The following is a 21,033-nucleotide window of genomic DNA, read 5'->3' as shown; positions in this document are numbered from 1 at the left end:
TCAGTCGCTCCGCGACAGCTCCCCCAGAGGGGGAGCATCTTCTTGGTGCGGCGCTGCTAGATCCTCCCCCTCTGGGGGAGGTGGCCCGGAGGGCCGGAGGGGGTCTTCTCAGGCACCCGCCAACACCCCCGCGAACACCGCAGGGTCCACGTTCCCGCCCGACAGCACGATCGCCGCCGTCTGGCCGGCGAGGTCGATCTTGCCCGACAGCGCCGCGGCCAGCGCCACGCAGCCGCCGGGTTCGACGACGAGCTTGAGGGTCATGAAGGCCCAGCGCATGGCGGCCGCCACTTCGTCGTCGGTGACGGCGGCGACGCCGGTGAGGGTGCGGCTGTTGATCGGCCAGGTCAGGGCGCCGGGGGTCGGGGCCAGCAGGGCGTCGCAGAACGAGCGGGCCTCGGGGTCGATCACCTCGCGATGGCCGCTGCCCAGCGAGCGGCGGGTGTCGTCGAAGCCGGCCGGCTCGGCGCCCCAGACCTGGGTGGCCGGCGACAGGGCCTTCACCGCCGTCGAGGTTCCGGCGATCAGCCCGCCGCCGCCGATCGGGCAGATCACCTTGTCCAGGGCGGCGCCGGCGGCCTCGGCCTGGGCGATGATCTCCAGCCCCACCGTGCCCTGGCCGGCGATGACGTGCGGGTCGTCGTAGGACGGCACGACGATCATGCCGCGCTGGTCGGCGATCTCGGCGGCGATGGCCTCGCGGTCTTCCTTGAAGCGGTCGAAGAAGCGGATCTCGGCGCCGAAGCCGCGCGTGGCCTCGACCTTCACGCTCGGCGCGTCGGCCGGCATGACGATCAGGGCGGGCATGCCAAGCTTGCGGGCCGCCAGGGCCACGCCCTGGGCGTGGTTGCCCGACGAGAAGGCGACGACGCCCTTCTCGCGCTCCTCGGCGGTCAGCTGCGAGAGGCGGTTATAGGCGCCGCGGAACTTGAAGGCCCCGGCCAGCTGCAGGGTCTCGGGCTTGACGAAGACGCGCCCCGACAGCCGCTCGGACAGGGCGGCGCTTTCCAGCAGCGGGGTGAGCACGGCCTGGCCCTGGAGGCGGGCGGCGGCGGCCTGGATGTCGGCGAGCGAGACGGTCATGAAGCTGTCCATCGGGCGGCTGCGTCTTCGCGGGAACAGCCCCGCGACAATCGACCGCACCGCTACTAGCTCGCGCCGGGAGTTCGCGCCATAAGGGAGCCGAAGACTGCTGAGGGGCTCTCACACCATGAAGACCGCACTGCTGGCCGCCGCGGCCTGCGCCGTCATGACGCTCGCCGCCGGCGCGGCCGCCAACGCCGGCGAACTGATCGTCGGCGCCTATAAGCACGACGTCACCTTCATCGGCGAGGCCGTGGGCCTGGGCGCGGCCGGCCGCGAGGACGGCGTCGACCTGCACGTCGGCTACCGCACCGATCGCCTGGAGAACCTGACCTGGCTGGGCAAGCCGCAGGTCCACGCCTTCGTGTCGCTGAACAGCGAAAACACCTCGAACTTCGTGGCCGCCGGCTTCAGCTGGCCGATCGACTTCGGCGACAAGGGCGGCTTCTATTTCCGTCCGGGCATGGGCCTGGCCTATACCGACGGCGAGACCGGCCTGCCGCCCGCCAACGCCCCGGGCATCAGCGACGCCGAGCGCGCCCGCCGCATCAAGCTCTACTACACCCGCATCGACTTCGGCTCGAAGGTGCTGTTCCAGCCCGAGCTGAACCTGGGCTACCGATTCAACGAGCGCTGGGCCACCGAACTGTCCTACGTGCACCTGTCGAACGGCCAGATCTTCCACCAAGGCAAGAACCAGGGGCTTGACGATCTGGGCGTGCGGCTGCTCTACGCCTTCTGACTTCGTGGGGGCCGCCTGACGGCCCCCGCCTGTCGCCGCACAATCTGACGAACGTCCGCCGCCGAGTCCTGTCGAAGGGCCGCGGGCGCTACCGGGCAGGTGACAAGGCACATCTCAATCATGGCCAACGTGACCGTCGTGGGCGCCCAGTGGGGCGACGAGGGCAAGGGCAAGATCGTCGACTGGCTCTCCAACCGGGCCGACGTCGTCGTGCGCTTCCAGGGCGGCCACAACGCCGGCCATACGCTGGTGGTGGACGGCAAGGTCTACAAGCTGGCCCTGCTGCCCTCGGGCGTCGTGCAGGGCAAGACCTCGGTCATCGGCAACGGCGTCGTGGTCGATCCCTGGCACCTGCTGGGCGAGATCGCCAAGATCGCCGACCAGGGCGTGGCCATCACGCCGGACGTGCTGATCCTGGCCGACAACGCCTGCCTGATCCTGCCGCTGCACCGCGACCTCGACCAGGCGCGTGAAGCCGCCTCCAGCCAGAAGATCGGCACCACCGGCCGCGGCATCGGCCCGGCCTACGAGGACAAGGTGGGCCGCCGCGCCATCCGCGTCGCCGACCTGGCCGACCCGGAAGCCCTGAAGCCGAAGATCGAGCGCCTGCTCAGCCACCACGACGCCCTGCGCCGGGGCCTGGGCCTGGAAGGCGCCGACGGCCAGGCGCTGTTCGACCAGTTGATGGAGATCGCGCCGAAGATCCTGGCCTACGCCCAGCCCGCCTGGCGCGTGCTGGACCAGGCCCACAAGGCCGGCAAGCGCATCCTGTTCGAAGGCGCCCAGGGCGCCCTGCTGGACGTCGACCACGGCACCTATCCGTTTGTCACCTCGTCCAACACCGTCGCCGGCCAGGCCGCCGCCGGCTCGGGCATGGGCCCCAAGGGCCCGGGCTACGTGCTGGGCATCGTCAAGGCCTACACCACCCGCGTCGGCGAAGGCCCGTTCGCCTGCGAGCTCAATGACGAGGTCGGGACGCACCTGTCGACCGTCGGCCGCGAGGTCGGGGTCAACACCGGCCGTCCGCGCCGCTGCGGCTGGTTCGACGCGGTGCTGGTGCGCCAGTCGGTGGCCATCAACGGCATCGACGGCATCGCCCTGACCAAGCTGGACGTGCTGGACGGCCTGAAGACCCTGAAGATCTGCGTCGGCTACAGGATCGGCGACAAGATCCTCGACTACCTGCCCGCCGGCATGCGCGACCAGGCCGCCGCCGAGCCGGTCTACGAAGAGATCGAAGGCTGGAGCGAAAGCACCGCCGGCGCCCGCTCGTTCAAGGACCTCAACGCCAACGCCATCAAGTATGTGCGCCGCGTCGAAGAACTGATCGGCGCCCCGGTGGCCCTGCTCTCCACCAGCCCCGAGCGCGACGACACCATCCTGATGCGCGACCCGTTCGCGGGGTAGCCGCCTGCGGCGGCCCCCTCCGGCCCTCCGGGCCACCTCCCCCAGAGGGGGAGGATCTTCGGCGCCAAGATGCTCCCCCTCTGGGGGAGCTGTCGCGGAGCGACTGAGGGGGCCTCTCCCGCGAGGGAGAGGCGCTCCCGCACCCCGACAACCCCCATAATGAGGACTACCTACGGTCGCGGTTAGCGATTGCTTAGGTCGGGAAGGCTACAACCCTCGTGTCACCAAGGGGGTAGCCTGATCTTGTCCGCGCGTCGAAAGCTCGCCCCGGTCCGCAAGCCGGACCGCCTGACGCGCAGCCTGCGCGCGCTGGAGCGCACGGCCTCGACCAGCCGGGTGCTGAACCTGCTGGCCATCGCCGCCGACAGCAGCCAGCGGCCGGAATATTCGCAGCATCCGCTGTTCCGCAACCGGGTCCTCAACAACGCCCTGGTCGTCAAGCACCGCCTGCGGGCCGACGACCTGTTCCTGTTCGACGAAGCACGCCCCACGGCGACCAAGATCATCATCCCGTTCGAGCGCAGCGACCTGTCGCTCGGCGGCCAGTCGTTCTTCGTCGGCCAGCGCGGCTGGATCGACCTGCTGCGCGAGGCCTGCAACGATCCCACCGACATGACGCGGGATCTGGCGACCCTGCGCATGATCGACATGCTGCCGTCGCTGGACCCGTTCCTGCTGCGCGAGCACCTGCGCCGCCACGGCATGATCGTGGCCCCCTGCTACTTCGCCCTCTCGCCCGGCGACCTGGAGCAGATGCAGGGCTTCGTCACCGTCGAGATCTCGCGGCTGATCGACCTGGCCTATCGCGACAGCGGCCGGGTCAACGGCGCCCACGCCGCCCGCCTGGTCGAGGCCCTGCTGTCGACCGACGTCGACGAGCGGCTTGAGCCCCTGCGCGAGACCCTGGTCCTGGAGGGCGAGAGCTTCCGCGAGGGCGTCTTCAGCTGGAAGGGCTTCCTCTATTACAAGTGGATGCTGACGCGCCTGTGGCCGCAGCTGACCGCCACGGCCGGCGAGATCGGCCAGATGATCATCACCGGCGCCCGCGAGGCCGAGACGGCCCGCTATGTCGACGACGCCCGCAAGCGGCTGCAGCACGGCGTGGTGGTCGAGCGCGCCTCGATCCTGCGCACGATCAAGGTCTATGACGACGCCTTCGAGGACCTGATCGACAACGGCAAGCCGCAGGCCTTCCGCGAGTTCCTGCTGCGCGCGCCCGAGATGTTCCTGTCCCTGGGCGAGAAGGTCGGGGTGATCTCGCACATCGCCAGCTTCTGGCGCTACCGCTTCCCCGAGGGCCAGCCGGCCATCGTCGACGTGGAAGAGGCCGTCGACATCCTGCAGGACTTCGACTCCGGGTTGTCGGCCTCGCTTTCGATCTGAGTTCGGCCACCTGAGGTAGGCGATCTGACGCAGGGACCCCGCGACGTCATCAAGCGGATTTTTACCCTCGCGCCGTAAGAGTCGGGGTCCGATCTTCCCGACCAGCGAGGAGGCCCCGCCCCGTGTTCGACGACAACCCCCGCACCCTGCAGCGCATCGCCGCAAAGATGCAGCGCGTGTTGGTCGTCGATCCGAGCACCGCGGCCGTCCGCCTGCTGGGCGACCAGCTGCGCCACGTGGGCAACGTGCAGGTCTTCGCCGCCCCGACCATCGAGCAGGGCTGGGGCATGGTGCGCACCGTCGACCCGCAGATGATCTTCGTCGAGCACGCCAGCGCCGGCCTCGACGGCCTGGCCCTGGCACGCAAGATCCGCCGCAGCGATCTCGCCTGCCGCCAGAACCCGATCATCATGTGCACGGCCGAAGCCACCGCCGAAGCCATCTTCGGGGCCCGCGACGCCGGCATCCACGAGTTCATGCGCAAGCCGTTCACGATCAAGGATCTGGAACGGCGCCTGGAGGCCGTGACCCTGAAGCCGCGCGACTGGGTGGAGGCCGTGCAGTATGTCGGCCCCGACCGCCGCCGCTTCAACTCGGCCGAATACAAGGGCCCGCGCAAGCGCAAGGCCGACGCCGCCGGCACGCCCGCCGCGCGCTTGTCGCAGGCCCTGCGCATCGTCAAATCCGCCGCCCAGTCGCTGGACAGCGATCCGGCCCAGGCCCGCCGCGCCCTGGCCGCCCAGGCGGCCGAGCTGAACGCCGTCGGCGTGGCGGTGAAGGATCCGCGCCTGGTCGAGGCCGCCGCGGCCCTGGCCGGCTGCACCACGGCCGACTTCTCGGTCGGCGGCGGCCGCGCCGAACTGGTCAGGCGCATCGACGCCCTGATGGGCTTCATGACCGACGAGGGCAACGGCCGGGCGGCTTAGGGATTTCGTGCTCCTCCCCCGTGAAACGGGCGAGGTGGCGCGGTGCGGATACGCGCCGTGACGGAGGGGGCGACCGCCGCCTCGGCGCCCGGTCTCGCCCCCTCCACCGCTTCGTGGTCCCCCTCCCCCGCAAGCGGGGGAGGAGCGTCTAAACGAAAAACGCCGCGACAGCTGGTCGGCTGTCGCGGCGTCTTGCTTTTGAGGGACCCCTCATCCGTCGGCCGGCGCCGACACCTTCTCCCGCAAGGGGAGAAGGCTCGGGATCCGGATCAGAACGCCATGCGGGCGATCAGCTGGAAGGCCGGGCCGGCTTCTTCCGATTCCAGTTCGTATTCGGCGTAGTTGCGCGCCTTCTGGTCGGCCAGGCTGTCGAACTTGTCGAAGCTTTCCTTCTTCTTGCCGTTCAGCAGGTTCGAGCCGGTCAGGCGGATGGTGGTGCGCTCGCCGATGCGCTTCTCGACGAAGATTTCCAGCTCGCCGCCGTAGGTGGTGTGGACCTCTTCGCCGATCATGCGGTCGAAGGCCTCGCCCTGCTTGCGGTAGGTGGCGCCGAAGGCCGCGCCGAGGGTCGGCAGGTCCTGGATGAAGCCGACATTGGCCACGTACTTGGCCTGGCCGTTGAAGCGGCGCTTGCCCAGCACGTCCGAGATCTCGCTGTCGAGCCAGGAGTAGTTGAAGAACACGCCGGTGTGCTCCAGGCCCACCACGGTCAGCGGGGTCGAGAGGTCGAACTCCAGGCCCCAGACCTTGCCGTCGCCGACGTTGCGCGACTGCAGCACGCTGGCCGTGCCGCCGGCCGAGCCCACGACGCCGGTGTCGGCCAGTTCGATCAGGTCGGTGACGTCGCGGTAGAAGAAGTTGACGCCCGCCACGCCCTGGCGGCCCAGGCGGCGCTCATAGCCGACGTCCAGGCCCCAGGCGGTTTCCGGCTTCAGGTTCGGATTGCCGATGAAGTCGTTGTCGCCGTACTCCTCCTCGAGAACCGCCGGCGAGATCTGGTCGAAGCCGGGGCGGCGCACCGTGCGGGCCACCGAGGCGGTGACGCGGTCGTCGTCGGTCAGGCTCCAGCGCAGGTGGGCCGAGGGCAGCAGGATGGCGTAGTCGAGGCTGGTGTTCCGCAGGGCGACCGCAGCGGTCTCGTCGACGATCGAGACGTCGGTGGTCTCGTAGCGCAAGCCGGTTTCCCACTTCACGTCGCCGGCCTTGCCCGACAGCTGGACGTAGGGATCGACGCGCTTTTCCTCGATCTGGTTCACGCCGCCGGGGACGGCTTCGTAGGGGTTGCTGACCGCGGTCGCGCCGATGTTGTAGCGGTTGCGCAGGGTCTGGATGTCGCTGTCGCGATCCTTGCTCTGCAGGTCGACGCCGAACTCCAGCTTGGCCTGCCCCAGGTCACGCTCGTGCTTCAGCTTCAGCGTGGTCTCGGTGTCCTTGATGTCGGTCGTGGTGCGGTCGAAGGTGTAGCGCGGCTTGGCGCGGTTGTAGTCGGTGTCGTCCTCGCGGTCGAAATCGGTCTCGGTGAAGCGGGCGTAGGTGACGCGGGCCGTGCCGACGCCGCCGAACATCTCGTGCTTGTACTTGGCCGACAGGGTCAGGGTTTCCTGGTCGGTGTCGACGACCTGGTTGTTGACCGTCAGGACGTTGCCGCCGGTGGTCTTGCCGAACACGATCGGGGCGCCGTTGCCGCCGGTCAGGACGTTGTACTCGACCGAATATTCGTCCTGCTTGCGGTCGGTCTTGACGTAGAAGGCCGACAGGTCGAGGTCGCCGCCGGCCAGGGGCGTCTGGTAGCTGGCGTTGAACGAATAGTCGGTGCCGTTGCGCACGTCGCTCTGGTCTTCGCGGTTGACGAAGGCGCCCTTCGGGCTGGCGTAGCGCAGGCTCGACTTTTCCTTGGGGTTGCGGCGGCCCTGGACGTTGGCGCCCAGCAGCAGGCGGCCGGGGCCGACCTGGCCGCCCCAGACGCCGCCGAGGGTCTCGCGGATGCGGCCGTCGTTGAAGCCCAGGGCGCCGACGCGGAAGAAGCCGCCGTCCAGCGAATAGGCGTCGCGCAGCACGATGTTGACGGCGCCGGCCAGGGCGTCGCCGCTGCGGTTGGCGCTGGCGCTGCGGACGATCTCGACACGCTCGATCAGCTCGGCGGGGATGCGGTCGACGAAGAACGAGCGGTCGACGCCCGAGCCGGGCACCTTCTCGCCGTTGATCAGCACCTGGGTATAGCCCGGATCCAGGCCGCGCATGCGCACGCCGTCCGATTCCAGCACGTCCGACAGGAAGGCCACCGACGGCACGCGCTTGAGGGCGTCGCCGGCGGTCAGGGGCTCGAAGCGCTGGAAGTAGTCGAGGCCGTATTCGAGGACCGGGGCGGTCTCCTCGCTGCGGTTGCGGTAGGCGATCTGGGCCTGGACGACGACTTCCGAGGCCGTGACCGGCTCTTCGGCGGTGGCGATCGGGGCGTCGGCGAGATCGGCGGCGGCCGCGGAGGCGGCCATGGCCAGAGGCGCGAGGGCGCACAGCGCCAACAGAGCGGTCTTCTTCATCAGAACATCCCCCACTTCGCGGCCGGGCATGACACCGGGTGACGCGCGTGTTTTTGTCGGGGCAGGGCATAGTTTCGCCACAACCTGGGGACCAGAGAAGTTTCGGCGACAGTTTTATTGCGGATTTATGTAGCAGCGCGGATGATCCGTGCCCGGACGATCCAATCCCTCTCCCCTTGCGGGAGAGGGTGGCCCCGCGCAGCGGGGTCGGGTGAGGGGTCGCACCAACAGAAACGCCGCGAAAGCCGATCAGCTTTCGCGGCGCTTTACGTCTGAGAGACCCCTCATCCGTCGGCTCGCGCCGACACCTTCTCCCGCAAGGGGAGAAGGAAACCTAGCCCAGACACGTCCGCTGGATCTCGGCCCGCAGCTCGGGCAGGCCGTGGCCCTTTTCCGACGAGGTGGCCAGCACCCGCGGGAAGGCGGCCGGGCGCTTGGCGACGGCCTTGGTGGTTTCCTCGACGACCTTCTCGACCTCGGCCGGCTTGATCTTGTCGGCCTTGGTCAGGACGATCTGGTAGGAGACCGCCGAGATGTCGAGGGCGTCGAGCGCCTCGGCATCGACCTTCTTGAGGCCGTGGCGGGCGTCGATCAGCAGGTAGACCCGCTTGAGGTTGGGCCGGCCGCGCAGGAACTGGCGGCCCAGGTCCTGGAACTTGCTGGCCGTCGAGCGCGAGACGCGGGCGAAGCCGTAACCGGGAAGGTCGACGAGGCGCAGCTTCTCGGCCAGCAGGAAGAAGTTGATCTCCCGCGTGCGGCCCGGCTCGTTGGAGGCGCGGGCCAGGTACTTCTGGCCGACCAGACCGTTGATCAGGCTCGACTTGCCGACGTTGGAGCGGCCGGCGAAGGCCACTTCCGGCAGGTCGGAGGGCGGCAGGCCGTCCATGCGGACGGCCCCCATCATGAACGAGACCGGCTGGGCGAAGAGCACCCGGGCCGCCTCGATCTCGTCTTCGGTGAAGATCGGATCGATCGGATCGGTCATCAGGTCGCCGTCGCGGTCTGCTTGCCGGTCAGGCGAGCCATGATCTGGTCGATCGGGTTGTCGACCTTGTAGCGGCGCATGATGATGTACTGCTGGATGATGGTCAGCACGTTGCTCCAGCACCAGTAGATCACCAGGCCCACCGCGAACTGCGACAGGGTGAACATGAAGATCAGCGGGAAGAACTGGAAGATCTTCTGCTGCATCGGGTCGCCGGCCGGCGGGTTCATCGCCGTGGTCAGCCACATGGTGAAGCCGTACAGCAGCGGCCAGACGCCGATGTGCAGGGGGCCGCCCAGGAAGTTGCCGATCAGCGGGGCCGTCGCCGGATCCCACGGGATCAGGCCGAACAGGTTCATGAACGTCGTCGGGTCACGCGCGGACAGGTCCTGGATCCAGCCGAAGAACGGCGCGTGGCGCATTTCGATCGTGACCGTCAGCACCTTGTACAGCGAGTAGAACACCGGGATCTGGATCAGCATGGGCACGCAGCCCATGAACGGGTTGATCTTCTCCTTGGCGTACAGCGCCATGGTTTCCTGCTGCAGCTTGGCCGGGTCTTCCTTGTTCTTGGCCTTCAGCTTTTCGACCTCGGGGGCGATCTTCTTCATCTTGGCCATGGACTCGTAGCTCTTGTCCGCCAGCGGATAGAGCAGGAGCTTCAGGGTCACGGTCAGCAGCATGATGGCGATGCCGAAGTTGCCGACCAGCTTGTAGAAGATCTCCAGCACGTTGAAGATCGGACGGGTGATCAGGGCGAACATGCCCCAGTCCACGGCGTCGTCGAAGCGCGGGATGTCGGCCTTGCGCTTGTCCCAGAAGGCCCAGCCGCTGGGCGCATTGCCGTTGTACTCGTACTGGCGCAGCAGCGGCACGGTCTTGGCGCCGGCGAACAGGCGGGTGGTCTCGGTCAGGGTCTGGCCGGGGGCCAGCGGGCGCGGGGCTGCGGTGTAGTTGGCCTCGTAGACGTCGACGCCGGAGACGGGCGTGACCTTGTAGCGGGCCGTGATGGTCTCGTCCTGGCTCGGGATCAGGGCCGCCAGCCAGTACTTGTCGGTGATGCCGGTCCAGCCGCCCTTGGAGGAGAACTCCTGCTGCGGCTTCTTCTTTTTCCAGTCCTGGTACTTGGCCTGCTTCAGCTCGTAGCCGTCCTGGCCCAGGATGCCGATGCCGCCCTCGTGGACGATGTGGTTCTTGCCCAGGTCGGTGGGGATGCCCCAGCGCTGGACCGAGGCGTAGGGCGCCAGGGTCAGGGTCTGGGCGCCCTGGTTGCGGACGCTGTCGGACACCGTGAACATGGCGTCGGCGTCGACCGACAGCGTGCGGGTGAAGACCAGGCCCTGGCCGTTGTCATGCGTCAGCACGACCGGCGAGCCGGGACGCAAGGTCGCGCCGGCGGGCGCGGTCCAGACGGTGTTGGCGTCCGGCAGGCCCGGCAGGTTGGCGCCGGCCCAGCCGAATTCGGCGAAGAAGGCGTTCTCGGCGCCGGTCGGGCGCAGCAGCTCGACGGGGGGGGCGTTCTTCTTGGTGGTCTGGCCGTAGCGCTTGAGCCACAGGTCGTCGATCCGCGCGCCCTTCAGGGCGATCGAGCCGGCCAGGGCCGGGGTGTCGACGGAGATCCGCGGGCTGGCGGCCTTGGCGGCGTCGCGCGACAGCTTGATCGGCTGGGGCGCGCCGTCCGGACCGACGGTCATGCCGGGCGGCGCGACGGCGGCCTGGGCCTCGGCGGCCTTCTTGGCGCGGGCGGCTTCCTCCATCTTCTTCTGGTTCGGACCCAGGACGAAGAATTGGTAGCCGAGAAGGATCGCGAACGCGCTGACGATGAAGACCAGCGTGTTCTTGTTGTCGTTCTGCATGGATGACTTAACCGGGATCGGAGGGTTCGGACGCTGGCGCGTGCGAAGGGGGTGAGGCGGGCGCGGAAGGGGGACGTCTCCCCCCGCGGTCTATATCGGCCGCGAGGCTTATCAGCGCGGCTTTTACATCGTCAAGCAAACGCCCCCAGGGCCGCGAGCGCGTACCGCCGCGGGCGATGAACACATAGTCGCAACCGGGCCGTCCATGAAGGGGCAGAAGGAGCCTTGCGGCCTCGCGCAGGCGTCTTTTCGCGCGATTGCGCTCGACCGAGCCGCCGACCTTCTTGGAGGCGGTGAAGCCGACGCGGATCAGGGCGTCGTCGTCGCCCCGCGGGCGCAACTGCATGAAGACGGCGCCGCGCGACAGCGAGGGGGCCTTGGCGGCCTTGAGGAAGTCGGCGCGCACCTTGATGCGCTCGATCCGGGGACCGGACTTCAGACCGGGATTGGGACCGGCTGGGGGCGCGGCGGAAACCTGGGAATCGGTCATGAAAAAAGCCGCCCTTTCCGGCGCAGGCTGGAGGCCTGGTTCTGGGAAGGGGCGGCTTTTGTCATGTCGTACGATCCTGCCGAGGCAGGAAAGAAGAGCGGGAAAACCCGCCCTTAGGCCGTCAGGCGCTTACGGCCCTTGGCGCGGCGACGCGCGACGACCTTTTGGCCGTTCTTGGTGGCCATGCGGGCGCGGTAGCCGTGACGGCGGGCTCGCACGAGCTTCGACGGCTGGAATGTCCGCTTCACGACGTGGCTCCGAATTACAATAGCGTTGACGCGGAAACCTTGCGGCGTCCGCGAGTGAGGGGCGGTGGATAAGCGAGGCGGCCGAGGATGTCAACCGCGCAAAGCGGCGGAAGCTGAGTCAGGGCAAGGGGTTGGCCCCTACCCTCTGGCCGCGCCCAGCAGCACCACCGCGAAGATCGACCAGTCCAGCGTGACATGGGCGATGAAGGAGGACCAGACGCTGCGGGTCAGCAGATAGGGAATCGTCAGCGCCAGCCGCGAGACGCCGATGACCAGCAGCACCTGGGCCAGGTTCCAGTCGTAGGTGGACAGGTGCAGCAGGCCGAAGATCACGGCCGACAGGATCCAGGCGACCAGGACCGCAGGACGCAGGGCCAGCCCAAGCCGGCGATGGAACAGGGCCAGCAGGGCCACGAACGGCAGGATGGTGACCAGTTCCTCGCCCAGCAGCTGCGGCGCGGTGCCGGCGATGAAGACGACGCGCTCCCAGCCGTCCAGCCGCGCGAGCAGGCCCGCGACCGGATTGACGGCGGCGACGCCGGCCTTGGTGAAGACCAGGGCGGCCGCGCTCGACAGCAGCAGGGCGAGGGGAACGGTCAGCAGGCCGGCCAGCACGTCGGTGAAGCTCAGGCGCGGGAACAGCGCCGTCCATCCGCGTCCGGCGGCCGCCCTCAGCGCCAGCAGCGGCATGACGGCGAACAGCACCGGCCCGGCCAGCGCCATCGGGCCGCCCGGCGCGCGCCCCAGCAGCATCAGCGCGATGAAACCGGCGACGCAGCTGCCCAGCACCATGACCCACCACCCGGCCGACAGGCCTTCGGGCGCGGCGCGGATGTAGGGAAAGTCTCGCGGGGCCGGCCCTGCCATGATCGAAACTCCACTGCGAGGGCGACTATGGCCGCGCCCGGCCCAGCGTGCATAGACCCGGACTGCGCGCGCCGGTGGATTAACCGAAACCACCACGCGCTGCTGCTATCACCGACCGGTCGCCGCAACGGGAGCCTGTTTCGTGGACCTGCTGAAGATCCTCCGAAGCTTCGAGGAACTGCTCTTCGAAGCCATGACCTGGCTCTATTTCTATCCGCGCACCATGCTGCGGATCGTCAGCCGGCCGATGACGGCCATGGCCTATTCAGACCGCGAGGAGGGCCAGCCCGAAGACCTGCGCTACGACGACGCGCTGAGCCCGCCGGTGCTGCTGATCATCACCCTGGTGATCGCCAACGCCATCGGCTGGGCGGCGCATGTCCCCCAGCCGGCCAACGCCCCGCCGCTGGCCAAGGCGCTCTACGACTCCCAGCAGAACCTGCTGATGTTCCGCTGCCTGCTGTTTGGCCTCACGCCGCTGGTCGTGACCCTGACCCGGCTGCGCAAGCAGGGCGTGACGATTTCGCGCCAGACCCTGCGGCGGCCGTTCTACGCCCAGTGCTACCTGGCCTCGCCGGTGGCGCTGTGCGTGTCGCTGGGGCTGATGGCCGTACAGCGCGGGACCCCGGCCCTGGTCGGGGCCGGCGCGACGGTGATCCTGGCCTCGACCGTCTGGCTGATCGTGGCCCAGACCCGCTGGCTGTCGCGGCATCTGTCGATCCCGCCGGCCCGCGCGGCCGTCACCGCCGTGGCGGCCCTGGCGCGCGCGCTCTTCTACATGCTGCTGATCCTGGTCCCGCTGGCCCTGGCCTGAAGGACAGCTCCAGCTTCAGGCGTCAGTACGGTTCGATCGAGCGGACCTGGCCGTCCGACGAGGCGAAGCAGCGCGAGCGATAGGGACCGGTGGCCATGGTCAGCTCCCAGTCGCCCCGGCCCAGGTCGCGGACGCTGATCGGCACGCTGCTGCCGGCGGGACGGTTCTGGAACGCGTCGGCCCGGCGCGAGCAGGAGTCCTGGGCCGCGCGCGGCGCCTGACGGACGTAGCGGGTGTTGGCGTAGCGGCGGTTGTCGCGCTCGGACTGTCCAGCCAGGAAGCCCTCGTGATAGCCCTCGGTCTCGTGCCGGTCGTCGTAGTCGGAGCCGTAGAGCGCCGCCTGGTAGCCGCGCTCGTATTCGTCGTCATGGGCGCGGTCGGCCTCGCCATGCTTCTGCTTGTGAGCCGCCAGGGCCGCGGCCAGGCCGACGATGGCCACGCCCGCCACGACGGCGGCGGCCTTGGAGTCAGAGCTCTTCTTGCGGCACAGGTTGCGGGCCTCGACGATGGTCAGGTAGCGGCCGTCGCGGGTGGTGACCTGGACGCAGTCGTCGCCCCGCCGCCAGTAGCTCCATTTGGCGCTGCCGCCCTCGTCCACATGGTCGAATTCGTAGCCGCGCCGCTGCAGCTCGCTTTCCCCGCCGGCCGCCCGGGCGCCGACCAGGTCGCGCAGGTCGCTGGGGATCTGGGCCGAGGCGGGCGGAACCGCCCCCGCGGAGACAAGCGCGGCGAGCGCGGCGGCGGCGGCGATCCGACGGCGAACGGACATGGCGTTTCCTTGGGGCTGTGACGACCACTTCGGGTTGAACCACGCCTCGCGGCGCTCGCAAAGATCATTCACGCCGGGGCGCGCGACAAAAGGCGGCGGCGCTGAATCGAAGATTTCCGGCGCCGCGTTAAACGGCGATCAAACATGCCCGCGCTAGGGTGACCCCTCTTCCCTCGCGGCCGCAGGCCCTCCAGGAGCGCCTCGTGCCCAAGCGTCCGGATCGTCGTTCCGCCTCTCGGACACCGGTGTCGTCGCCGGCGTCCAACGAGACCGGCGCCGGCTGGCGGCGCTATCGGCATCTCAAGGTCGAGGCCGCGCTGTTCTTGCTGATCGCGGTGACCTTCGCCGCGGTGCTGGGCAGGGGCGCCCTCACCCGCCAGACCCTGGCCCTGACGCCGCAGTCGGACCAGGTGATCGCCTACGCCTTCTCCGACGCCGAGACCGGCGGCCGCTCCAGCGTCACGCCCGATCCGCACCGGCCGATGGCCTGGCGTTGCGACATTCGGGCGGGCGCGGCCTATCCCTATTGCGGCTACGGCCTGCAGCTGGCGACGGGCGGCGCCGGCAAGGGGCTCGACTTCACCCGCTACCAGTCCATCACCCTGCGGCTGACCTACCAGGGCGGCGGCGACCGGTTGAAGCTGCTGGTCAAGACCGCCCCGACGGCGGCGCTGCGCGGCAAGGTCGGCGACCAGGACGTGCCGCTGGTCCTGGAATTCCCGGTCGACCCGGGCGCCAACGAGATCCGCCTGCCCCTCGACCGCCTGGCCGCCGAGGCCTGGTGGGTCAGCAGCCACGGCGTGTCGCCGCGCGACACCGCCCCGAACCTGGCCGACGTGCGGGCGATCGCGATCACCACCGACGGCGCCGCGCCCGGCCCGCTGGCCGTGTCGCTCGACGAGATCGACTTCGAGGGCGTCTCGCTGTCGGACGGGCAGTGGTACCTGATCATCCTGGGCGTCTGGCTGGTGGTGACCGGCGGCTTTCTGGTGGGCCGCCTGCTGGGCATGCGCCGCGAGTTCGAGACCCGCCAGCGCCGTCAGGCCCAAGAGGCCCGGGCGATGAGCCAGGCCCGCGCCGCCGCCGAGGCCGCCAACGCCGCCAAGTCGCAGTTCCTGGGCCACATGAGCCATGAGCTGCGCACACCCCTGAACGCGGTGATCGGCTACAGCTACTGGCTCAGCCGCGGCGCGCTGGACGACAAGCAGCGCACGGCCGTCGACGCCATCCGCTCCAGCGGCGAGCACCTGCTGGCGATGATCAGCGACATCCTCGACATCGCCAAGATCGAGGCCGGACGGCTCGACCTGCAGCCGACGGCCTTCGACCTGCGCGCCTGCCTCGACGAGATCGACCAGATGTTCCGCCTGCGGGCCGAGGAGAAGGGCCTGGCCTTCGCCGTCGACCTGGCGACCGACGCCCCGCGCACCATCGTCGCCGACCCCAGGCGCCTGCGCCAGGTGCTGATCAACCTGCTGGGCAATGCGGTGAAGTTCACCGACCAGGGCCGCGTGTCGCTGAGCGTCGAGCGCCTCGAAGCCGTAGCGGGCGGACAGGCCCGCCTGCGCTTCACGATCGCCGACACCGGCGTCGGCATCGCCCCCGACCAGCTGGACGCCGTCTTCCGCCCCTTCGAACAGGTCGGCGACACCGCCCGCCACGCCGGCGGCACCGGCCTTGGCCTCAGCATCACCCGCCAGATCGTCGAAACCATGGGCGGCGAGATCACCCTGGAAAGCACCCCGGGCCTGGGCAGCCGGTTCGTGGTCGAGACGCCGGTGGGGGTGGAGGCGACGGCGATCAGCGCGCCGGCGCCGGTGAGGCGGATGGTTTCGCCGCGAGGTTAGGGCGCGATTTCTATACGGGGTGCTGGTGTAGTAATGCTTCTACATCAGGCTGGGGAGCCCGATGCCTATCACCACGCTTTCGATCCACGAATTCTATCACGACGTCAGCGGCGCGCGGAAAGCGACCGCGAACGGCCCGGTGTTCATCACCGAGCACGGCCAGTCGAGCCATGTTCTGCTGAGCATCGACGACTACAGGAAGCTGACCGGCTTCCGGCGCAGCATTGTCGATGCGATCACGATGACCGGCGATGGAGAGATCGAGTTCGAGCCTGCGCCAGCTATCATCGACAGCAAAACGCTCGCCCCCTGAGCCTGCGAGCGAGGGCCTCAGCTCCCCGCCTTCACCGCTTCCCACGTGCGGGTGCCGCCGCCCTGGCCCAGCGCGGCGCGGAGCCAGGCGAGGTTGTTGTCGACGACCTGGGGCGGCAGGTCCTGGCGGGCCAGTTTCTCGGCTTCGTCGACGCGGCCCTGCAGGCCGATGACGAGCACCAGGTTCTGGCGGATCTGGATGGTCGAGGTCGGCAGGGTCGCGGCCTTGCGCAGCAGGGCCTCGGCGCCGGGCAGGTCGCCGTGGCCGGCCAGGTACATGGCCAGGTTCGCCGCCGGGGCGGCTTCGTTGGGGGCGAGAGCGACGGCCTGGCGGTGGGCCGCCAGGGCCTCGTCGTCGCGCTTGGACTGCTCGTAGGCGACGCCCAGCAGGGTGAGCGGACGCCAGTCGCGCGGGGCGGCGGCGGCGGCGGCCTTGGCCGGCTCGATGGCGAAGAAGCCCTCGCCGCGGGCCACCTGCACGCGAGCGGATTCCAGCAGGGCTTCCTGGTCGTTCGGGGCGGCGACCAGCACGCGGCCGACGGCGGCGGCGGCTTCATCGTAGCGGCCCAGGGTGCGCAGGGCCTGGGAGAGACCGACCCCCGCCTCGGCGTCGCGCGGATCGGCCTCGACCTCGGCGCTCCAGAAGGCGGCGCGGGCCAGGGGCTCCAGCCGGCGGGCCTCGGCGCGGTCGGCGGGGCTGGCCTTGCGGCGCGCGGGGGCCTGGGCGGAGGCGGACGCGTCGGCGGCCGCAGGCGTCTTGTCCTTGCTGGCGGCGAACGCCGGACCGGCGGCCAGCAGCAGGGCGGGCGCCAGAACGCTCGTGAGAACGGTTGCGAGCAGGGCGGGCTTGCGACACATGAAAGGGCAGTCTCCGGAGAGGTAGGGTCGAGCATCGCCCGGCCGCCTCAAGGAATCGTTAAGCATAAATCCGCGAAAGCCCCGGCCCATGACCGAACCCCTGATCGCCGCCTCCTCGCGCACCGCCGCCGACGGCCCCGTGATCCCGGTGCACGCCCTCTACGAAGACGAGGTGGCGGCGTTCCTGGAAGCGCGGCCCAGCTTCGTGCGCGGCTTCGCCAAGCTGTCGGACTTCAGCGGCAAGGCCGGCCAGGTGGTGGTCGCCCCCACCCCGGAAGGCGCCCTGGACCGCGTGCTGTTCGGCCTGGGGCAACGGGTTTCCAAGGGCGGAAAGGCCGACGCCATGGCCTTCCGCGCCCTGCCGGCCAGGCTGCCGGCCGGCGACTATCGCCTGCACGCGACGCCGGAGGGGCTCGACGCTAGCCAGATCGCCCTGGCCTTCGCCCTGGGGACCTATCGCTTCGACCGCTTCAAGGCCCGGGGCGCCGACGGCGCGCGACGCCTTGTCGCGGCCGAGGGGGTGGATCTTTCCGAGGTCCAGGCCATCGCCCACGCCTGCGCCCTGGCCCGCGACATGGTCAACAGCCCGGCCAACGCCATGGGGCCGCGCCAGATCGAGACCATCGCCCGCGAGATCGCCGAGCAGTTCGGCGCGAGCTTCTCCGCCATTGTCGGCGACGACCTGCTGACCGAAGGCTATCCCGCCGTCCACGCCGTGGGCCGCGCCGCCGTGCCCGAGCGCGCGCCGCGCATGCTGGAGCTGCAATGGGGCGACGAAAAGCACCCGGTGGTCGCTTTGGTCGGCAAGGGCGTGGTGTTCGACACCGGGGGCCTGGACATCAAGCCCTCGGCCGGCATGCGGCTGATGAAGAAGGACATGGGCGGCGCCGCCCACGCCCTGGCCCTGGCGCGCATGGTGATGGCGGCCAGGCTGCCGGTGCGCCTCATCGTGCTGGTCCCGGTGGTCGAGAACGCCATCGCCGGCGACGCCATGCGCCCGGGCGACGTGCTCGACAGCCGCGCCGGCCTGACCATCGAGGTCGGCAACACCGACGCCGAGGGCCGCCTGATCCTGGCCGACGCCCTGACCCGCGCGGCCGAACATTCGCCGGCCCTGACCATTGATCTCGCCACCCTGACCGGCGCGGCGCGCGTGGCGCTGGGTCCGCAGGTGATCCCGTTCTACACCCCCGACGACGCCCTGGCCGGCCAGATCGAGGCCGGCGCCCGCGCCGCCTCGGATCCCGTCTGGCGCATGCCGCTTTGGGACGGCTATCGCGAGGCGCTGGAAAGCGACATCGCCGACCTGAAGAACGACCCCGACGCCTGGGCCCAGGCCGGCTCGGTGACCGCCGCCCTGTTCCTGCAACGCTTCGCCCCCACCACCGGATCGTGGGCGCACCTCGACATCTACGCCTGGAACCCCAAGGGCGGCCCCGGCCGGCCCAGCGGCGGCGAGGCCCAGGCCATCCGCGGCCTCTATGCCATGCTGAAGAGCCGGTTCGCCTGATGACTCCGGATCGCCGCCTGACCCTGGCTCGCCCGGACCTCGCCGACCTTGCTCTTGAAGGCCTGGTCGCAGCCGAGCGCTACGACGCCCCCAAGGCCCGCCAGGTCGCGACCCCGACGGCCGCCCTGCGCAAGGCCCCCACGCCGGACGCCGAGCAGGAGAGCCAGCTGCTGTTCGGCGAGCGCTTCTCCGTGCTCGACGTCAAGGACGGCTTCGCCTGGGGCCAGGCGGCGCGCGACGGCTATGTGGGCTGGGTGGCGGAGGCCGAACTCGCGCCCCTGGGCGAGCCCGCGACCCACCAGGTGGCGAGCTTGCGCACCTATGCCTTCGGCGCGCCGGACATCAAGTCGCGCCCCGTGGGGCTCTATTCCCTGAACGCCCTGGTCACGGTCGAGGCCCGCGAGGGCCGCTTCGCCAAGGGCGCGGGGACCGGCTGGTTCGTCGAGGCGCACCTGGCCCCCATCGGCGTGGCGACCGCCCCCGACCCGGCCGCCACGGCCCTGTCGTTCCTGGGCGCGCCCTACCAGTGGGGCGGGCGGGAAAGCCTGGGCCTGGACTGCTCGGGCCTGGTGCAGCAGGCCCTGGCCGCTTCGGGCAAGGCCGTGCCGCGCGACACCGACATGCAGTTCTCGTTCTTCCGGCCCATCGACGAAGCCGACCGCCGGCGCGGCGACCTCGTCTTCTGGAAAGGCCACGTGGCCATCCTCCTCGACCCCGACACCATCGTCCACGCCAACGCCCACCACATGGCCGTGGCCGTGGAGCCCCTGGCGCAGGCCGTGGCGCGCATCGAGGCGGCGGGGGTGGGACTGCCGACGGGGTGGCGGCGGGTTTAGGGGCGGCTCGCCGATCTCGATCGGCCGTCGTAGTAGGGCGAACTTTGCGTCGCCGAAGGACGGAAGGCAGTCACGTAGATCGAGGTCTCTGACCGAGTACCTAGCGCCATGAGCGGACACTAGGATCGCGCCGAAAATCGGACTCGCCCTCGAAGGGTTTGATACCCGTGGTCACAGGCCTAACTCTCGCTTGGAGACGGCGTCCAAGCTCACCCAATCGAAGCCGAACAGCGACGCCGGCAGGCACTAATCCGTGAGCGGATGCAGCCGGTGCCGAGCGCTCAAACGGCGCGAGAGAACAGCACCCTGCTCCTAGCCCTGGACCACATGGACGAAACCCGCATAGGTTGCCACCCATGACTGCGAAGCTTGAGGACGAGCTGTCCCGGATTACATATGACGACCTGCACGCCGCCCTGACGGGCTCGCCGGAGACTCTCGGCGTGCACCTCGAGTTGATCGAACGCGACATCAAGGTCGACGGTCACTCGGTTCGGATCCACTGCCACTGCCTGACTGTCGACGCTAACGGCCGTGTGCAGCCTAAACGGCTGGCGGCGTTCATGCGCAACGTCGTAGCTGACTACGCCATCCCGCGGTCCAAACTCGCGGCCGCCAAGAAGCGTGACGCTGAGTTCAACAGCACGGAAGCCGTGGCCGGACTTCTTGAACAGGCCAGACGCTCCTTCACCGATCTGACGAAGACGGGCGAGGGCGGCGAGATGCTGCTGTTCCTGCTCGCGGAGCGCTATCTCGGCATTCCCCAGATCCTCTGCAAGATGGATCTGAAGACGGATACCCGGATGCATTATCACGGCGCCGACGGCGTCTACGCGGGTGTCACCGATGACGGCATACTCAAGCTGTATTGGGGCGAGTCCAAAATCTACAAGTCCGCCTCGGACGCGATCCGGGATTGCCTAGCGTCTCTCGCGCCATATCTCGTCCAGCCGGAGCACGACGGTGCCGATCGGGAGCGTGACCTCATCCTCCTGAGCGACAAAGCCGACCTGAGCAATCCCGCTCTGACCCAAGCGCTTCGACAATATTTCGACCTGAGCTCTCCCCTGTCCCGACGGGTAGCCTCGATGATTAAGGCGAACATCAAATACCACCAAGACCACAGTCGCCCCTTTAAACTCCCTAATCTGATCCGCGACACCATGGACAAGGTCGAGCAGACCGCCCGCTTTCGAGCTCCCAAATACCTGTCCGCCTACATGGACATCCTCCATGTGCACCTTCGCGCCATCGGTCGCGAAGACTTGGTCGACACGGACTTGGACATCGGAACCCAGCTGGAGTTTGGCGTATCTAGCTTGACGTTGCTGTCGCTAATGGAACTAGGCCTGTCCCGCATGAGTGCGGTCGCCCTCTATGAGAAGATCGCCCGTGACGACCTGAAAAAGGAAGCCTGCGTCGAGTGGGTGGAGAACCGCGCCGACCGGCTCGACACCTTGGATCTTCCCGCGATCATTCTGCGCGAAGTGAGCGCCAAACTTCTGGGAAGGCAATCGGGATCGGACCTAGCCCCCCTCGCCTAATCATCAAGCCACGGAC

Annotated in this window: 19 protein-coding genes; 10 read left to right on the top strand and 9 right to left on the bottom strand. The window is 69.2% G+C overall.

The window, feature by feature from the left end; translation table 11 throughout:
• Positions 1–108: 108 nt before the first annotated feature.
• Positions 109–1,083 carry a threonine ammonia-lyase gene (locus AC07N1_RS23035; RefSeq protein ID WP_494673906.1) on the bottom strand — a complete coding sequence of 325 codons (975 nt, stop codon included), beginning with the start codon at positions 1,081–1,083 and terminating at the stop codon, positions 109–111.
• Between the two features lie 127 nt (positions 1,084–1,210).
• Here AC07N1_RS23035 and AC07N1_RS23030 point away from each other — a divergent pair, with 127 nt between their 5' ends.
• The 4 genes from AC07N1_RS23030 (at position 1,211) to AC07N1_RS23015 (ending at position 5,541) form a co-directional block, all read left to right on the top strand.
• Complete coding sequence (locus tag AC07N1_RS23030) at positions 1,211–1,825, top strand: acyloxyacyl hydrolase (RefSeq protein WP_494673905.1); 615 nt, start codon at positions 1,211–1,213, stop codon at positions 1,823–1,825.
• A 120-nt stretch (positions 1,826–1,945) separates the two neighbouring features.
• Positions 1,946–3,232 (top strand): adenylosuccinate synthase, encoded by a 1,287-nt coding sequence (locus AC07N1_RS23025; RefSeq protein ID WP_494673904.1) that lies wholly within the window; start codon positions 1,946–1,948, stop codon positions 3,230–3,232.
• Positions 3,233–3,469: 237 nt separating this feature from the next.
• On the top strand, positions 3,470–4,615 hold the full coding sequence (locus AC07N1_RS23020) for a hypothetical protein (RefSeq protein ID WP_494673909.1): 1,146 nt from the start codon (positions 3,470–3,472) through the stop codon (positions 4,613–4,615).
• Between the two features lie 122 nt (positions 4,616–4,737).
• The gene (locus AC07N1_RS23015) at positions 4,738–5,541 is read left to right on the top strand and encodes a response regulator (protein WP_494673903.1); all 804 of its coding nucleotides are present in this window, start codon (positions 4,738–4,740) and stop codon (positions 5,539–5,541) included.
• Between the two features lie 269 nt (positions 5,542–5,810).
• Here AC07N1_RS23015 and AC07N1_RS23010 read toward each other — a convergent pair whose 3' ends face one another.
• From AC07N1_RS23010 to AC07N1_RS22985, 6 genes are all read right to left on the bottom strand, one after another.
• Positions 5,811–8,081 (bottom strand): TonB-dependent receptor plug domain-containing protein, encoded by a 2,271-nt coding sequence (locus AC07N1_RS23010; protein WP_494673902.1) that lies wholly within the window; start codon positions 8,079–8,081, stop codon positions 5,811–5,813.
• A 334-nt stretch (positions 8,082–8,415) separates the two neighbouring features.
• Positions 8,416–9,066, bottom strand: a complete 651-nt coding sequence (yihA, locus tag AC07N1_RS23005) for a ribosome biogenesis GTP-binding protein YihA/YsxC (protein WP_494673901.1) — start codon at positions 9,064–9,066, stop codon at positions 8,416–8,418.
• Positions 9,066–10,922, bottom strand: coding sequence for a membrane protein insertase YidC (gene yidC, locus AC07N1_RS23000; RefSeq protein ID WP_494673900.1), 1,857 nt, complete (start codon positions 10,920–10,922; stop codon positions 9,066–9,068). Before yidC ends, yihA begins: the two co-directional genes overlap by 1 nt.
• 7 nt (positions 10,923–10,929) lie before the next feature.
• Positions 10,930–11,412, bottom strand: coding sequence for a ribonuclease P protein component (gene rnpA / locus AC07N1_RS22995; RefSeq protein ID WP_494673899.1), 483 nt, complete (start codon positions 11,410–11,412; stop codon positions 10,930–10,932).
• A gap of 113 nt (positions 11,413–11,525) precedes the next feature.
• On the bottom strand, positions 11,526–11,660 hold the full coding sequence (rpmH, locus tag AC07N1_RS22990) for a 50S ribosomal protein L34 (protein WP_004622337.1): 135 nt from the start codon (positions 11,658–11,660) through the stop codon (positions 11,526–11,528).
• A gap of 138 nt (positions 11,661–11,798) precedes the next feature.
• Positions 11,799–12,527 carry a CPBP family glutamic-type intramembrane protease gene (locus tag AC07N1_RS22985; RefSeq protein ID WP_494673898.1) on the bottom strand — a complete coding sequence of 243 codons (729 nt, stop codon included), beginning with the start codon at positions 12,525–12,527 and terminating at the stop codon, positions 11,799–11,801.
• 142 nt (positions 12,528–12,669) lie between these two features.
• On the opposite strand from AC07N1_RS22985, the gene AC07N1_RS22980 reads away from it, so the two are divergent.
• Positions 12,670–13,341 carry a hypothetical protein gene (locus AC07N1_RS22980; RefSeq protein ID WP_494673897.1) on the top strand — a complete coding sequence of 224 codons (672 nt, stop codon included), beginning with the start codon at positions 12,670–12,672 and terminating at the stop codon, positions 13,339–13,341.
• Positions 13,342–13,363: 22 nt separating this feature from the next.
• On the opposite strand, the gene AC07N1_RS22975 is transcribed toward AC07N1_RS22980, so the two are convergent.
• Positions 13,364–14,110, bottom strand: coding sequence for a hypothetical protein (locus AC07N1_RS22975; RefSeq protein ID WP_494673896.1), 747 nt, complete (start codon positions 14,108–14,110; stop codon positions 13,364–13,366).
• A 203-nt stretch (positions 14,111–14,313) separates the two neighbouring features.
• Here AC07N1_RS22975 and AC07N1_RS22970 point away from each other — a divergent pair, with 203 nt between their 5' ends.
• Together AC07N1_RS22970 and AC07N1_RS22965 are read left to right on the top strand one after the other, a co-directional pair.
• The gene (locus AC07N1_RS22970; RefSeq protein ID WP_494673895.1) at positions 14,314–15,957 is read left to right on the top strand and encodes a sensor histidine kinase; all 1,644 of its coding nucleotides are present in this window, start codon (positions 14,314–14,316) and stop codon (positions 15,955–15,957) included.
• A gap of 61 nt (positions 15,958–16,018) precedes the next feature.
• Entirely contained in the window at positions 16,019–16,270 is a 252-nt protein-coding gene (locus AC07N1_RS22965) for a type II toxin-antitoxin system Phd/YefM family antitoxin (protein ID WP_494673894.1), read from the top strand.
• Positions 16,271–16,287: 17 nt separating this feature from the next.
• On the opposite strand, the gene AC07N1_RS22960 is transcribed toward AC07N1_RS22965, so the two are convergent.
• Entirely contained in the window at positions 16,288–17,127 is an 840-nt protein-coding gene (locus tag AC07N1_RS22960) for a tetratricopeptide repeat protein (protein WP_494673893.1), read from the bottom strand.
• Between the two features lie 88 nt (positions 17,128–17,215).
• Between AC07N1_RS22960 and AC07N1_RS22955 the strand changes: the two genes are divergently transcribed.
• The 3 genes from AC07N1_RS22955 to AC07N1_RS22945 all read left to right on the top strand — a co-directional run bounded on the left by AC07N1_RS22955 (position 17,216) and on the right by AC07N1_RS22945 (position 21,017).
• Positions 17,216–18,637 (top strand): leucyl aminopeptidase family protein, encoded by a 1,422-nt coding sequence (locus AC07N1_RS22955; protein WP_494673892.1) that lies wholly within the window; start codon positions 17,216–17,218, stop codon positions 18,635–18,637.
• Positions 18,637–19,473: a C40 family peptidase gene (locus tag AC07N1_RS22950; protein WP_494673891.1), complete on the top strand. Its 837-nt coding sequence runs from the start codon at positions 18,637–18,639 to the stop codon at positions 19,471–19,473. The genes AC07N1_RS22955 and AC07N1_RS22950 overlap by 1 nt, the downstream gene beginning before the upstream one ends.
• A 356-nt stretch (positions 19,474–19,829) precedes the next feature.
• Complete coding sequence (locus AC07N1_RS22945; protein ID WP_494673890.1) at positions 19,830–21,017, top strand: HamA C-terminal domain-containing protein; 1,188 nt, start codon at positions 19,830–19,832, stop codon at positions 21,015–21,017.
• Positions 21,018–21,033 lie beyond the last annotated feature (16 nt).

This window comes from Caulobacter sp. GW821-FHT09B11 (assembly GCF_059418205.1).
Note: the sequence above shows the minus strand (reverse complement) of the source record. Positions and strands in the feature narration are given on the sequence as shown.

Coding starts and splice junctions, on each gene's coding strand:
- AC07N1_RS22950 (WP_494673891.1), top strand. CDS start 18,637: ATGACTCCGGATCGCCGCCTGACCCTGGCTCGCCCGGACCTCGCCGAC.
- AC07N1_RS22960 (WP_494673893.1), bottom strand. CDS start 17,127: ATGTGTCGCAAGCCCGCCCTGCTCGCAACCGTTCTCACGAGCGTTCTG.
- AC07N1_RS23035 (WP_494673906.1), bottom strand. CDS start 1,083: ATGACCGTCTCGCTCGCCGACATCCAGGCCGCCGCCGCCCGCCTCCAG.
- AC07N1_RS22965 (WP_494673894.1), top strand. CDS start 16,019: ATGCCTATCACCACGCTTTCGATCCACGAATTCTATCACGACGTCAGC.
- AC07N1_RS22975 (WP_494673896.1), bottom strand. CDS start 14,110: ATGTCCGTTCGCCGTCGGATCGCCGCCGCCGCCGCGCTCGCCGCGCTT.
- AC07N1_RS22945 (WP_494673890.1), top strand. CDS start 19,830: ATGACTGCGAAGCTTGAGGACGAGCTGTCCCGGATTACATATGACGAC.
- AC07N1_RS23030 (WP_494673905.1), top strand. CDS start 1,211: ATGAAGACCGCACTGCTGGCCGCCGCGGCCTGCGCCGTCATGACGCTC.
- yidC (WP_494673900.1), bottom strand. CDS start 10,922: ATGCAGAACGACAACAAGAACACGCTGGTCTTCATCGTCAGCGCGTTC.
- AC07N1_RS22985 (WP_494673898.1), bottom strand. CDS start 12,527: ATGGCAGGGCCGGCCCCGCGAGACTTTCCCTACATCCGCGCCGCGCCC.
- AC07N1_RS23010 (WP_494673902.1), bottom strand. CDS start 8,081: ATGAAGAAGACCGCTCTGTTGGCGCTGTGCGCCCTCGCGCCTCTGGCC.
- AC07N1_RS22955 (WP_494673892.1), top strand. CDS start 17,216: ATGACCGAACCCCTGATCGCCGCCTCCTCGCGCACCGCCGCCGACGGC.
- rnpA (WP_494673899.1), bottom strand. CDS start 11,412: ATGACCGATTCCCAGGTTTCCGCCGCGCCCCCAGCCGGTCCCAATCCC.
- yihA (WP_494673901.1), bottom strand. CDS start 9,066: ATGACCGATCCGATCGATCCGATCTTCACCGAAGACGAGATCGAGGCG.
- AC07N1_RS23025 (WP_494673904.1), top strand. CDS start 1,946: ATGGCCAACGTGACCGTCGTGGGCGCCCAGTGGGGCGACGAGGGCAAG.